The organism is Sphingobium mellinum (genome assembly GCF_037860795.1).
In the GTDB taxonomy this organism is placed as follows: Bacteria; Pseudomonadota; Alphaproteobacteria; order Sphingomonadales; family Sphingomonadaceae; genus Sphingobium; species Sphingobium mellinum.
Genome location: NZ_JBANRK010000006.1, coordinates 96,491 through 109,650, shown reverse-complemented (window position 1 = coordinate 109,650; position 13,160 = coordinate 96,491). Strand labels below are relative to the sequence as shown.

The 13,160-nt window shown below is 65.4% G+C and carries 10 protein-coding genes and 1 pseudogene; 4 read left to right on the top strand and 7 right to left on the bottom strand.

Translation table 11 applies throughout. From position 1 onward, the window contains the following. Positions 1–84: 84 nt before the first annotated feature. From AAC640_RS09915 to AAC640_RS09900, 4 genes are all read right to left on the bottom strand, one after another. Positions 85–1,191: an endonuclease/exonuclease/phosphatase family protein gene (locus AAC640_RS09915; RefSeq protein WP_340265954.1), complete on the bottom strand. Its 1,107-nt coding sequence runs from the start codon at positions 1,189–1,191 to the stop codon at positions 85–87. A gap of 113 nt (positions 1,192–1,304) precedes the next feature. Beyond that, entirely contained in the window at positions 1,305–2,765 is a 1,461-nt protein-coding gene (locus AAC640_RS09910) for an AcvB/VirJ family lysyl-phosphatidylglycerol hydrolase (protein ID WP_340265953.1), read from the bottom strand. Beyond that, entirely contained in the window at positions 2,762–3,523 is a 762-nt protein-coding gene (locus AAC640_RS09905; RefSeq protein ID WP_340265952.1) for an AcvB/VirJ family lysyl-phosphatidylglycerol hydrolase, read from the bottom strand. The genes AAC640_RS09910 and AAC640_RS09905 overlap by 4 nt, the downstream gene beginning before the upstream one ends. Then, positions 3,516–3,965 carry a DUF2147 domain-containing protein gene (locus tag AAC640_RS09900; protein ID WP_340265951.1) on the bottom strand — a complete coding sequence of 150 codons (450 nt, stop codon included), beginning with the start codon at positions 3,963–3,965 and terminating at the stop codon, positions 3,516–3,518. Before AAC640_RS09900 ends, AAC640_RS09905 begins: the two co-directional genes overlap by 8 nt. A gap of 247 nt (positions 3,966–4,212) precedes the next feature. Here AAC640_RS09900 and AAC640_RS09895 point away from each other — a divergent pair, with 247 nt between their 5' ends. Further along, positions 4,213–5,928, top strand: a complete 1,716-nt coding sequence (locus tag AAC640_RS09895; RefSeq protein WP_340265950.1) for a ShlB/FhaC/HecB family hemolysin secretion/activation protein — start codon at positions 4,213–4,215, stop codon at positions 5,926–5,928. Here the strand turns inward: AAC640_RS09895 and cpaB are convergent. The 3 genes and pseudogenes from cpaB to AAC640_RS09880 all read right to left on the bottom strand — a co-directional run. Next, positions 5,886–6,359, bottom strand: a pseudogene (cpaB, locus tag AAC640_RS09890) (Flp pilus assembly protein CpaB); the annotation flags it as partial. The gene AAC640_RS09895 and the pseudogene cpaB overlap by 43 nt on opposite strands. Positions 6,360–6,631: 272 nt before the next feature. Further along, positions 6,632–7,447, bottom strand: coding sequence for a universal stress protein (locus tag AAC640_RS09885; protein WP_340265949.1), 816 nt, complete (start codon positions 7,445–7,447; stop codon positions 6,632–6,634). 320 nt (positions 7,448–7,767) lie between these two features. Beyond that, positions 7,768–7,935 (bottom strand): hypothetical protein, encoded by a 168-nt coding sequence (locus tag AAC640_RS09880; RefSeq protein ID WP_340265948.1) that lies wholly within the window; start codon positions 7,933–7,935, stop codon positions 7,768–7,770. A 306-nt stretch (positions 7,936–8,241) separates the two neighbouring features. On the opposite strand from AAC640_RS09880, the gene AAC640_RS09875 reads away from it, so the two are divergent. The 3 genes from AAC640_RS09875 to AAC640_RS09865 are packed head-to-tail and all read left to right on the top strand — an operon-like array spanning position 8,242 to position 13,106. Further along, entirely contained in the window at positions 8,242–10,215 is a 1,974-nt protein-coding gene (locus AAC640_RS09875; protein ID WP_340265947.1) for a PrkA family serine protein kinase, read from the top strand. A gap of 42 nt (positions 10,216–10,257) precedes the next feature. Further along, positions 10,258–11,568 carry a YeaH/YhbH family protein gene (locus AAC640_RS09870; protein ID WP_340265946.1) on the top strand — a complete coding sequence of 437 codons (1,311 nt, stop codon included), beginning with the start codon at positions 10,258–10,260 and terminating at the stop codon, positions 11,566–11,568. Then, positions 11,568–13,106, top strand: coding sequence for a SpoVR family protein (locus AAC640_RS09865; RefSeq protein ID WP_422794979.1), 1,539 nt, complete (start codon positions 11,568–11,570; stop codon positions 13,104–13,106). Before AAC640_RS09870 ends, AAC640_RS09865 begins: the two co-directional genes overlap by 1 nt. The last annotated feature ends 54 nt before the right edge of the window (positions 13,107–13,160 follow it).

Genomic DNA, 13,160 nt, shown 5'->3' with positions numbered 1-13,160 from the left:
TGACGAAGCTTTGGCGTCACTTTGGTTGCGCCGGGTCCGACTGTTAGCGTTATGGGGCGCTCGCGCGCGCTGTCACGATGCGCCTCAGGCCGCAGCCCCGGCGCATGTTTTGACGCCGGCACAGGGCCGCAGCGCCGCGCGCGCGATGGCGAGGTGGGGCGCGCGCGCTGGTTCGACCGCCGAGAAAGTCGCAGCGTAGCCGACATGATCGGACAGCATGGTTCCGGCAGGGGAATGGCCGAAGGTGGCGTCGATGCGTCGCAGCACGAACCCAATGTCGTCCCCCGCCGCGAAGAAGAGCCGATCGCGTGCGCGTCGTCGCGACAGAAGCGCGTCGGGCGAAAGCGGCAGGCCTTCCGATTCGGCGACATCATAGGCATCGGCAATCGGCTCATGGGACACCCAATGCGGATAGGTGCTGTCCAGCGCGGCGATCCGCGTCGTGTCGCCGCCGCGATTGAAGTCGCCGGCCACGAACAAGGCGTTGCGCGGATCGTGATTGGCCCGGATGAACGCGGCGAGGCAGGCGATCTGCAGCTGATAGGCCCGGTTCGACCGCGCATTGGCGACGCCCGACGCGCCGCCGCTGTTGAGGTGCAGCGTCACTATGTCCACCGGGCGGTCCTGACCGGGAAGCCGTATCCGTGCGAGCATCGCGCCCTTGTTGGCGAGGCAATCATAGCCGGCACAGGCGAAGTCGGGAAACACCATCCGACGCGTGTCGACGACGGGATAGTCGGACAGGATCTGCAATCCGCTGCCGACAAATTTCGGCAGACCTTCGCCCTTCAGCCAGGAATCCGCGGCGGCATACCGACGATCCGCCGCTGACGGGAGCAGTGGACTGGTCATCATGTCGGACGGGCCGTCAACGACATAGCGATATCCCGCATTGCGACCGATGGATCGCGCTTGCGTCGTGAACGCTTCCTGCAGCACGACGATGTTGGGGCTGTCCCCCTGCCGCCGCAAGGCCGCGAGCCGCGCCGCGATGCGGGCGAAATCCGCGTCCCTGCCCAGCGCCACCGGCCAGGGCAGGCCATGAATATTGTAGGTCATGATCGACACGCGACTCGTGAAGGGTGGGGCCGCGCGATCGGCAAAGGCAGGGGGTGGCAGAACGACGCGCGACGACGCCACCAATGTCATCGCTGCAAGGGCGAGAAAGATCACAAGGCCCAGAGTACGCATGGCATGTCTTCCCCAACCGATCACGGGAATTGACGACAGAGCGGCGCGGATACCTCAGTTCGGCAGGGTTCCGCGCAGGGTTGAAAATACACGGGTTCGGCGCGTCCGCCCCGTCATCGCGGCAGCCGCGTCAGGATCTGCCGCACCAGCAGCGGCGCGTTACGATCAAAATGATGGCCCCCCGGCACGGTGACGACGGCCGCCATGCCACGCGGTATCTGCGGGCAGGCGCTGTCGGATTCCCGGTTGCCGCGCACGCACAGCATCGGCAGGCCGGGCAGGCGGGCGATGGCGGGCACGGTCGGATAGGCGCCGGTCGATCCGATGTTCAGCCAGCTGCCGAGATGGAACTGAAAGTCCGCCGTCGCGCTGAGCCCCAGCAAGGCCATGCCCTGGACCTGCGACCGCACCGGCGGGGCGAGATGACCAACGATATGGGGCAGAACGTCCGCGCCGAAACTGTAGCCGATCAGCAGAATCCTGGGCCGGTGCCAATAGGCCGAATAGCCGCGAATAATGGCGGCCAGATCGGCGGCGGCGCCAGCGGGCGTGCGCTCGCTCCAGAAATAGGACAGGCTGTCCACTCCGACGACCGGGATGCCGGCCTTCGCCAATTCGCCCGCCACGCCCTTGTCCAGCCCGACCCAGCCGCCGTCGCCCGAAAAGATCACCGCCATCCTGTCGGTACGCGGCGATGCCGGATCGGCGACGATCGTGAGCGGCAGACCGGCGGGCAGAGGTGCGGCGCCGCGCGGCACGGGTGCCTGGAGTGGCGTCAGATAGGGCACGACCTGCGCGGCGAGCTGCCGGTCCTGATCCGCGCGCGTCGGCAGGGCCAAAATCCTGGTTCCGTCGACGCGCCGGGGGAAGGCGCGAGGCAGCGTCGGGCTGCCCCGGGCCGTGACGACGATCCAGGGGGAAGGCAGATGGGCGGCGGGCGCGATCCACCATCCGGCGTGGGGATAGGGCCGCGTCTTCAGCGCCAGCACGCCCGACTTGCACCAGTGCCCGCGCCCCGGAAGGAAGGCGTGGATGCCGCTGGTGATGGCGGCGCGATAGGCGCCGTCCGGACCGGCCGCCAGCGTGGCATAGGCAAGCGTGCCGCCCAGGCCGCGCCCCAGCAGCACCGGCTTAAGATACATCGGCACATCCAGCTTGTGCTGAATGTCGCGCGCCAGGGTGATGATGGCATAATTGGGATTGATACAGCGCGTCTGGTTGCTGAGCGCCCGCAGAAAATCGGGGGTCGAAATGCCCGTGACGAGCGCCCCTTCCGCCGTCAGCCGCCGCGCGAAGACGCGGTCGCCGGGAGTCCAGCCCGCCGCGTCCGACAGGAGAACCACCAGCGCCCTGGGCGCGGATGTCGGCCGGAACACCGTCACCCGCCCCAGCACGGGAAAGCCGTAGGCGAGGTCCGGCTGTGTCGCGGCAGCATCCGACCCCGCATCCGCGGCGCTGGCCAACTCGGGCGCCGAATGCGTCAGCAGAGCCAGCGTCATGAGCGCCAACAGCGGCAGGACAAGGACCGCCAGACGACGGCATATCCGCGCGATCTTTGCCCGCGCGTTCGTCACATCATGTTCCCTTTTCCGGCTCCCGCCGCATGATCATCGTGCAGGGACGCGCGCAGCAAGGCCAGCAGCGTGTCGCCAACGCGGCTGGAATCATGATGCATGTAATGGCCACCCGGCAAGCCCGCAACATGGGCGCCCAGCGCCACGAGCGGCGGGCAAAGGCTGTCTTCCTCTTCCAGCCCGTAGATGCACACAAGCCGCCTGGCGCCGATTTCGCCGATGGTGTCGAGCGGTCGGGCGTCGGGCGTGCCGCGATAGGCGAAGCCCAGCGGATCGGCCCGGAAATAGACCGATTGCGCGGGCACGACCATCGCCACCGCCGCCAGCCGGGCGCGCAGATCCGGCGGCAACGCGGACGCCGCAGTGGCGACGATGTCCGCGCCATAGGATTGGCCGACCAGGACCACCCTTCGCGCTCCGGTCCGCGCAAGCGTCAGGCGCAGGCCGTCGGCGACGATGCGGCCCGCCTCCGCCCGGCTGCGATGCTGCCCGAAATATTTGGGCGAGCTGAAGCCGATGACGGGCAGGCCCGTGGCGGCCAGCCTTTCGGCGAGGTCGCCGCTCATGCCGAAGTGGAAGCCCATGTCGCCCGAAAAGAAGGCGACGGCCAAGGGGCCGTTGCGACGCCCGCCAAAGTCGCGCACGGCATTGTTTTCCAGTGACAGACTGGACGGATTCGCGGCCGCGACGATCGCCAGTGCGCCGACGAGCATGACAGCCCAGAGCCACAGCCGTCGAGGCGCGGCGCCGTTACGCACCGGGCGTCCGTTCGATGCGCGTCCACATTTGCGAGCGGCAGATCAGGCCGCCCATCACGCACCCCTTGATCTTCAGCCGCTGCGGCGCGGTCTGCTGGATGCGGGACGCGAAGCGCCGGCCCATGTCCGGAACGTAGACGGTCCCGATCCAGCTGTTCCGGCCTTCGGGTCGATAATCCTCCAGCAGCTGCGTGCCCACGAGGCGCTGTATGCCCGATTCCCGCGCATCATTCTGGGCCTCGTCGCTCGCCCACACGATCCAGCCGCACAGCATGTCGCCGCACGCGCGGGTGCGCACCGCCACGGTGCCGTCCGGGTTGAGCCAGAGGCCATTGGCCTGGTCGCCCACGGGTGACGCATGGGCGGCGGATGAAAGCAGCAGCGCGGATGCCGCAAGAAGCACGCGCTTGCTGAAATGCCGGATTGCTGGAGTCGCTGCCATATGCCCTGAATGCGCCACGACGGGCTACGCGATGTTGGCCGGAAGATAAATAATCTGTAATTCTGCCCGCTGCCCACTTCGGCACGCCCGGTCCCCGCGCGACCTTCGCAGGGTTATTTCTTGCACCGATGTGGCGCCGATTCCGTCTTCCGATCGTTGCAAAGGCGCGGGTTTCCACCATTCCGGTCGTAGTTGGCCATGATTGGCGAAGCCGTTGCCCTAGACCTGATGCATCGAGGGATGGTCCTTGGCTGATGGGGTGGCGCGGCGGATGGCGTTGGGACGGGCTTGGAGACGGCTGAAGGCGGCGGTGGCCCTGCTGCTGCCACTGGGGATCGCCCTGGGCTCTCCGGCGGGGGCGCAGACGGCGTTCCCCGGCACCCGCGCCAACGATCCGGGATCAGCGCCCCTTATCGACCGTGATCGCGCCGACCGGCTGGAACCGCGGATAGCGCCGCCCGTCACCCCGGCCGCCCCGCCGGCGCCCGCGGCCAGCATCGCCCTGCCCGCCGATCAGGCCGCCGATCCGCCCGCCGCCGTCCTGCTGACGCGGGTGCGCTATATGGGCGCATCCCTGCCAGCGGCGGTGCTGGACGCGGCGGTGGCGCCGTCGATCGGCCGGCCGCTGACGCGCGACACGCTCCAGACCATCGCCCGGGCCGTGAGCGATGCGTATGCGCGCAGCGACATCGCCTTTTATGCCGTGTCCATGCCGGCACAGATTCCCGCTGGCGGGCAGCTGATCGTCAGGGTCGTCGAGGGCCGCGTGAAGGACTGGCGGCTGGCCGGCCTGTCCCCCAACGTGCCGACGCGGCTGATCCAGGCGCAGATGAAGCGGATCCTGCGCGACACGCCCTTGCGCAAGTCGGTGCTGGAGCGATCCCTGGGGCTGATGCGGGACATTCCGGGCCAGACCGTCGACGCGCAGGTGCGGCAGAGCGGCCAGCCGGGCGAGCTGGTCATGGACCTGATCGTCAAGCGCACGCAATTGCGGGTCGGCGTCACCATCGACAATAGCGGCGTCGCCAACGTCGTCGATGGGGTGCAGGCGCAACTGGCGGTAACGGTGAACGGGGTGCTGCGCGAGGGCGACAGCACGCGGGTGGCGGGCTATCTGCCCTTCTACCCCGACCGATATCAATATTATGCGCTGAGCCACAGCACGCCGATCGGCAGCGACGGAACCAGCGTGATCGGCCAGGTCGCAAGGGTGGACAGTCGATCGCGCGACGGGGCGATAAAGGGTGAGGCGACGCTGGCCGGGGCGACCGTAAGCCACCCGCTGATCCGGTCGAACAAGACGAACCTGACGGTCAGCGCCTCGCTCGACGGCGTCGACAGCAGCAACTATTTCCTCGACATCCGATTCGGCGACTATCGATCGCGCGCACTGCGGCTGGCTGCGTCATGGTCCCGCGCGCAGGGCAAAAGCGGCGAGGCCGTATCCGCCGTCGTCAGCCGGGGGGTGAAGCTGCTGGGCGCGCGGCCCTTCACCGGCTTTTCCGAAAGCGTGTTCACCAAGGCGAACGTTCAGGCCGTGGCGGTGCGCAGCCTGTCGCGGCGATTGTCGCTCCGCTTGTCAGCGAGGGGGCAATATTCCAGAGACCGGCTGCCGGTGACGGAGCGGTTCTCGCTCGGCGGGCGGGGCGCGGGCATGGCCTTTCGCCTGGGCGCTCGCACGGCCGAACAGGCGATCGCGGGTGCTGTGGAGTTGAGCTGGACGCTGCCGGCCAAGGCGCCGCCGCTGAAAGAAGCGGCGTTGTTCGCCTATGCCGACCAGTCGGCAACGGTCGGGTTCGACAAGGTGCGGGCGGGCGGGGACGGCGCGGACAGATCGCTGCTGGCTCCGGACGCGGGCGGCGTGCCGGGGACGGCTTCGCCGACGGCCAGAACCCGCACCGTCTGCAACAAGGTCTGGGCGCGGCTGCGGCCCGCGCCGCTGATCGCGTCGGCGCCGGGATAGACGACCTGAACGTCAACCCGGTCGCCGGGACGCACAAGGCCGGCGACGGCGATCTCAGCCGTGGTGTCGATGCTGATTGCGCGCATGCCCACCGGCACGCGAATGGCGAGCTTGGCCTCACCCCCCACGGCATCGCGCGGGATGAGTTCGCCCGCCGCGATCGCCCGGGTCGCGACCTTGCCGACCAGTTCGGCGGCGACGGCGATGGTCGGATGGCGGCCGGGGTCGGCGGGCGCGTTGCGGACCATGTCGGCGGTGATCGTCTCGCCAATCCGGATCGGGCGAGACGCGGCGGCAAGCACAGCGACCGGCGCGGCTTGCTGCAACCTGGCTGCGGACCGAGGCATGCCGTGGGATGCGGCGCCCTCGCGGCGCAGTTCGCGCACGCCCAGCAGCAGGAAGAGCAGAGCCAGCAGCGTACCCGCGCCCATCATGATCCTGGCCTTCAGTCCCAACCGCATCGCCAATTCCCCCGCAGCCTTGCGTACACGCAAAGGTCCGCACCCCTGTAACTGCCGGGAATCTAACTATTTCGCGGGGGCAGGTGCATCCGAGATGGAACCGGATTGGTGGTGATCGGCGGAGGCCAAGCGGCGGCGTTAACCATTGTTGCGGCGGTCCGGTCGAAGGATCGGGGGCAAAGGTTGAGCGGAAGGTTCAGAATGGTGATATTTGATTAGCCAGTGCCGCCGACCCGCGCGCCCTAATGCGCCAGCAGCAGCGGGACATGAACCTCGCGCAGCATGGTGCGCGTGACCCCGCCGAACACTATTTCGCGCAGCCGGCTGTGGCCGAACGCGCCCATCGCCATCCAGTCCGGCTTCAGCACGCCCAGCGCCGCCCTGAGGGCGACTTCCGTCGTGCGGCCGTCCCTGGGCCAGGTATGGAATTGCGACTTGATGCCGTGGCGCGCGAGATATTCCGGCGCGTCGGTGGCGGGGAAAGGATATTTGCCCGCCTCCTCGACCGTAACGACATGCACCTCTTCGGCCAATTTCAGCAGGGGCATGGCAAGCCGCAACGCGGCGGAGGCTTCCTGCGATCCGTCCCAGGCGACGACGGCGCGCCCGGTGACCAGCATCCCGCGCGCGTCCTGCGGCACGGCCAGCACCGGGATACGGCCCGCCAGGGCAAGATCGGCGGCCAGGTGAAGCGGGTCGCTCATCTCGTGCCTTGGCCCCGATGGCAGTGTCACCACCAGCAGATCGCTGAGCGCCGAACCGGCCAGCAGTCCGCGCACCATGTCGCCATCGATCTGCCGCCAGTCCCAGCTTACCCCTTCACGGGCGAGCCTTTGTTCCAGGCGCGCGCGCAGCCGCTCATCGATGTCGTGCAGTTCCGCCATCATCGCCGGGGCCATGGAGGCGCCGCCGTAAGGATCCGCCGCCACAAGAGCCGGTATCGACGTGACCTGCACGCAATGCATGTGAGCATCGGCCGCGCGCGCGATGTCACAGGCCGCCTGCAACCGGCTTTCCATGCCCTTGTCGTCGTGGATGTGCAGCAAAATGGATGTCATCGCACCCTCCATCGTCTCGGCGGCCGCCGGCAACGAGGCGCGCGGCACCCTGTTTCGCTGTATATCCCTTTTTGCCGTTCCCGGCTAATCCGATTTCCGCTATATATCGAATGGCGGGTGTGGGTGCCGCGCGCTTTTTGAGCGCGTCGGCGACGGGGGAGACACATCATGGCCTGCATCAAAGCCTCTTTATTGAACCTGCCTGGCGATCGGTCCGGCGCGGCGGCGGCGGAATATGCGCTGCTGTTTGCGATCATGGGCGGTGCCATGGTGTTGGCGACCTGGCTGCTGGGCACGGCGGCCGGAACCGCCATGAACAATCAGGCCGCGCTGTTCGCCTCGTCGGCGGGAACGACGTCCTCCTCGACATCGTCAAGCAGCGGCGGCGGCAGCACCTCCAGCACGGGCGGGAGTTCCACCAGCAGCACCTCAAGTACGGGCGGCACTTCGACGACCAGCAGTTCGAGCACGGGCGGCACGACAACCACCAGCAGCACCTCCACCGGCGGCAACAGCAACGGCGGGGGTAATAGTAATGGCGGTGGAAACAGCAACGGGGGCGGCAAGAAGCCCTGACCCGAACAGGTTTTCTGGCGGCAGCAAGGATGGGGCCTGTGTTTTGTGAATCCGATCGGCGCTGAGCTGCGGCGGAGCACGCCTGTGCAGGGCGTCTGACCGGGAATTGTCCCGCCTCGCCTTAGCCTTATTGCGAACTGTTCAGATGTGCAGGAATAAATATTTGCAGTTGTCCGGTCTCAAGGGCCTGTTTTTGCAGGCTCGCGCGTATTATATTCGTGTCATGGCTACTGCGGCGGGAGTCGTCAGTGACGAAAAACGATCTGTTTACAAGCTTCACGCGGAATTTTGACGAACGGCGTCAAGCCGACATGTCAATCGAAGATTATCTGCTTGGATGTCGCAATGATCCGCTCATGCACGCGTCCGCGCCGGAACGCCTGCTGGCGGCGATTGGTGAGCCGGAGATAATAGATACCTCCCGCGATGCGCGACTGGGCCGGATCTTCATGAACCGCACCATCCGGCGCTACAAGAGCTTCACCAATTTCTACGGCATGGAAGGGACGATCGAACATATCGTCAGCTTCCTGCGCCACGCCAGCCAGGGGCTGGAGGAGCGCAAACAAATCCTTTACCTGCTTGGCCCGGTCGGCGGGGGCAAATCCTCGCTCGCCGAACGGCTCAAGGCGCTGATGGAAACGCACCCGATCTATGCGCTGAAGGCAGGGGACGAGATAAGCCCGATCTTCGAAAGTCCGCTCGCCCTGTTCGACGCGGAAACGCATGGGCCCATCATAGAGGATAATTATGGCATCCCGCGCCGGCGGCTGACCGGCATGATCAGCCCCTGGGCGCGCAAGCGGCTGGATGAATTCGGCGGCGACATAACCCAGTTCAAGGTCGTCCGCCTGATGCCTTCGCGCATGCGGCAGATTGCCATCGCCAAGACAGAGCCGGGCGACGAGAACAATCAGGACATCAGTTCGCTGGTCGGCAAGGTCGACATCCGCAAGCTGGAGATGCTGTCGCAGAATGATCCCGACGCCTACAGCTATTCGGGCGGATTGAACCGCGCGAACCAGGGCATGCTCGAGTTCGTCGAGATGTTCAAGGCGCCGATCAAGATGCTGCACCCGCTGCTGACGGCGACGCAGGAGGGTAATTATATCGGGACCGAGAATATCGGCGCGATACCCTTTAACGGCATCATCATGGCGCATAGCAATGAATCGGAATGGTCGAACTTCAAGAACAACAAGAATAACGAAGCTTTCATTGACCGCATCTACGTCATCAAGGTGCCCTATTCGCTGCAGGCGACCGAAGAACGGCAAGTCTATGAAAAGCTGCTGCGCGAATCCGACCTGAACAAGGCGCCCTGTGCGCCCGGCACGTTGGACATGCTGGCGCGCTTTTCGGTGCTGACGCGGCTGCGCGAGCATGAGAACAGCAACCTCTATTCCAAGCTACGCGTCTATGATGGGGAAATGCTGCGGGAGATCGATCCGCGCGCCAAGAGCATGCAGGAATATCGCGATGCCGCGGGCGTGGACGAGGGGATGGCGGGAACGTCGACCCGCTTCGCCTTCAAGGCGCTGTCGGCGACCTTCAACCATGATAGCAGCGAGATCGCGGCCGATCCCGTCCACCTCATGTACGTGCTGGAACAGATGGTCCGGCAGGAGCAGTTCCCCGCCGAGGTGGAGGCCAAATATCTGGAGTTCATCAAGGGCGAGCTGGCGCCGCGCTATGCCGAATTCATCGGCAATGAGATCCAGAAGGCCTATCTCGAATCCTATAACGACTACGGCCAGAACCTGTTCGACCGCTATGTCGCCTATGCCGACGCGTGGATCGAGGACCTGGACTTCAAGGACCCCGACACCGGGCAGCTGCTGGACCGCGAGGTCATCAACCAGGAACTGTCCAAGACGGAAAAGCCGGCGGGCATCGCCAATCCCAAGGATTTCCGCAATGAGGTCGTGAAGTTCGCGCTGCGGATGCGGGCGAGCCATGACGGGCGGAACCCCAGCTGGACGAGCTACGAGAAGATCCGCGAGGTGATCGAGAAGCGGATGTTCAGCCAGGTGGAGGATCTGCTGCCGGTCATCAGCTTCGGGTCCAAGAAGGATGGCGACACCGCCAGCAAGCATGACGAATTCGTGTCGCGGATGATCGAACGCGGCTATACAGAGCGCCAGGTCCGCCGGCTCGTCGAATGGTATATAAGGGTGAAGCAGGCGGGATAAACAGGATGGAGGCGCCCTCTTCGTGAAAGCGCGATTGCCACCATGCACATAGTCGACAGGCGGCTGAACCCCGGGGGCAAGAGCCTGGTCAACCGGCAACGGTTCCTCCGAAGGGCGAGAGCCTATGTCAGTCAGGCGGTTCGAGACAGCCTGAAGGACCGCAGCATCAAGGACCTGGCCAAGGAAGGCGAGATCACCATCCGCAGGGATGCCATCCACGAACCGACGCTGCGGCGGGCGGCGAGCGGCGGTAACCGGGAACGGGTGCTGCCGGGCAATCGTGAATTTCTGGAAGGCGACCGGATCAAGCGGCCCGACGGCGGCGGTGGTGGCGGGTCGCGGCCCGGCGAGGGCGAGGATGAGGATGATTTCCGCTTCGCGCTGAGCCGCGAGGAATTTCTGGACCTGTTCCTGGACGACCTGGAACTGCCCGACATGGCCAAGAAGAAGCTGGTCGCCGGCAAGGTCGAGGGCATCCGCCGGGCCGGCTATGCGACGATCGGCAACCCGTCCAACCTTTCCGTGCCCCGCACCATGCAGAAGGCGATGTCGCGCCGCATCGCGCTGCGCCGGCCAAGCAGCCGCAGCCTGCGCGAGATCGAGGAGGCGATCGCGGAGATGGAAGCCCGGGCAAAGCCGCTGCCCGACGATGCCGTGGCGCTGGAGCGGTTGCGCGAGGAGCGGGCGCGCGTCATCCGCCGCCGCAACCTGATCGCCTATATCGACCCGGTGGACCTGCGCTATCGCCGGTTCGAGCCGGTGCCCCGGCCTGTCGCGCAGGCGGTGATGTTCTGCCTGATGGACGTGTCGGGTTCCATGACCGCGCATATGAAGGACCTGGCGAAGCGCTTCTTTGCGCTGCTGCACCTGTTCCTGACGCGCTGTTACGAGCATGTGGAGGTGGTGTTCATCCACCATACCGACCGCGCGGCGGAAGTGGATGAGGAGACCTTCTTCTACAGCACGGTGACGGGCGGCACGCTGGTGTCGAGCGCGCTCGACAAGATGATGGAGGTGGTCAAGGACCGCTATAGCCCCAGCGACTGGAACATCTATGTGGCGCAGGCTTCGGACGGCGACACGCTGGCGTCGGACAATGCGCGGGTGGTCGGCCTGATGCAGGATGCGATTTTGCCGATCGCGCAATATGTCGCCTATCTGGAGGTCGGCCGCGAGGAGTTCGCCGGTATCGACACGGTGACGTCGACCACCGGCCTGTGGGAGGCCTATGCGCCGGTCGGCGCCGCCAACCCCCATTTCGCGATGCGCAAGGTATCGCACCGGCGCGAAATCTATCCCGTCTTCCGCGAGTTGTTCCAGCGGCGTGGCATGGGCGAAAGGGCACGCGCCTGATGGCCGCTGTGGCACCCGCCCCGCTGTTCACGGGCAGCGATTGGGATTTTTCGCTGATCAACCGGATCTACGATACGGTCGAGCCGATCGCGCTCAAGGAAATGAAGCTGAACATCTATCCCAACCAGATAGAGGTCATCAGCGCCGAGCAGATGCTGGATGCCTATTCGTCCATCGGCATGCCTTTATTCTATAAGCATTGGTCCTTCGGCAAGCAGTTCGTCACGAACGAAATGCTGTATCGAAAAGGGTTGCGCGGGCTGGCCTATGAGCTGGTGATCAACAGCAATCCTTGCATCAACTATCTGATGCAGGAAAACAGCGCGACCATGCAGGCGCTGGTCATATCCCACGCCGCGTTCGGCCATAATCATTTCTTCAAGAACAATTATGTCTTCCGCCAGTGGACCGACGCGGAAGGGATTTTGGACTATCTCGAGTTCGCGAAGCGCTATGTTGCGCTCTGCGAGGAACGCTATGGCCAGGTGGCGGTCGAGCGCGTGCTCGATGCCGCCCATGCGCTGATGAACCAGGGCGTCCACCGCTATCCCCGCGTCCGGCCCCGCGACCTCAAGGCGGAAGCGGCGCGGGAGGCGGAACGGCAGGCCTATCGCGACCGCATCTATGACGATCTGTGGCGCACCGTTCCGGTCGGCGCGAAGGCGGACGCGGTGCCCGGCGAGCATCGTCGCGCGGCGCTCGGCCTGCCGCAGGAAAATATCCTCTATTTCCTGGAAAAGACCGGCCCACGGCTGGAAAGCTGGCAACGCGAGATCCTGCGGATCGTCCGGCTGATTGCGCAATATTTCTACCCCCAGCGCCAGACCAAGGCGATGAACGAGGGATGCGCCACCTATACCCATTACCGGATCATGACGGTGCTGCATGACCGGGGCTGGATCACCGACGGCGCCTTCATGGAATTTATCCAGTCGCACACCAATGTGGTCTATCAGCCGACCTATGACTCAGGCCATTTCGGCGGCTTCAATCCCTATGCGCTGGGCTTTGGCATCATGTCGGACATTGAGCGCGTCTGCCTCCACCCCACGGAAGAGGACCGCGAATGGTTCCCGGACATCGCCGGATCGCGCGACCCGGTCGAGGTGCTGAAGGACATTTGGGCCAATTATCGCGACGAAAGCTTTGTGTCGCAATTCCTCAGCCCCCACATGATCCGGCACTGGCGGCTGTTCAAGCTGCTGGACCGGGAGGGCGACGCTGAACTGCGTGTCGACGCCATCCATGACGAGCGCGGCTATCGGCACATCCGCCGCGCGCTGGCGCGCGAATATGACATTGCCCGGCAGGAGCCGGACATACAGGTGGTCGATGTCGACCTGGCCGGCGACCGCACGTTGATGGTGGAACATGCCGTCTCCGACGGGGTCGTGCTGGAGCCGACGGACGCGGCCATGGTGTTGCAAAGCCTCGCCAATCTCTGGGGTTATGAAGTGGTGTTGAGCGAGGTCGATGTCGAAAGCCGCAAGGAACTGAAAAATCACCGTTGTTCGCCGCAGAGCGGGTGGATCGGCTGAAGCGGTGCTGGCCGGCGACGGGCGCAGCGACCCTTGCAGATTCCATTTCCCTTG

Bases quoted from the DNA above. Each gene is read 5' to 3' on its own strand.
- AAC640_RS09915 (WP_340265954.1), bottom strand. From the start codon at position 1,191: ATGCGTACTCTGGGCCTTGTGATCTTTCTCGCCCTTGCAGCGATGACA.
- AAC640_RS09900 (WP_340265951.1), bottom strand. From the start codon at position 3,965: ATGGCAGCGACTCCAGCAATCCGGCATTTCAGCAAGCGCGTGCTTCTT.
- AAC640_RS09885 (WP_340265949.1), bottom strand. From the start codon at position 7,447: ATGACATCCATTTTGCTGCACATCCACGACGACAAGGGCATGGAAAGC.
- AAC640_RS09870 (WP_340265946.1), top strand. From the start codon at position 10,258: ATGCACATAGTCGACAGGCGGCTGAACCCCGGGGGCAAGAGCCTGGTC.
- AAC640_RS09865 (WP_422794979.1), top strand. From the start codon at position 11,568: ATGGCCGCTGTGGCACCCGCCCCGCTGTTCACGGGCAGCGATTGGGAT.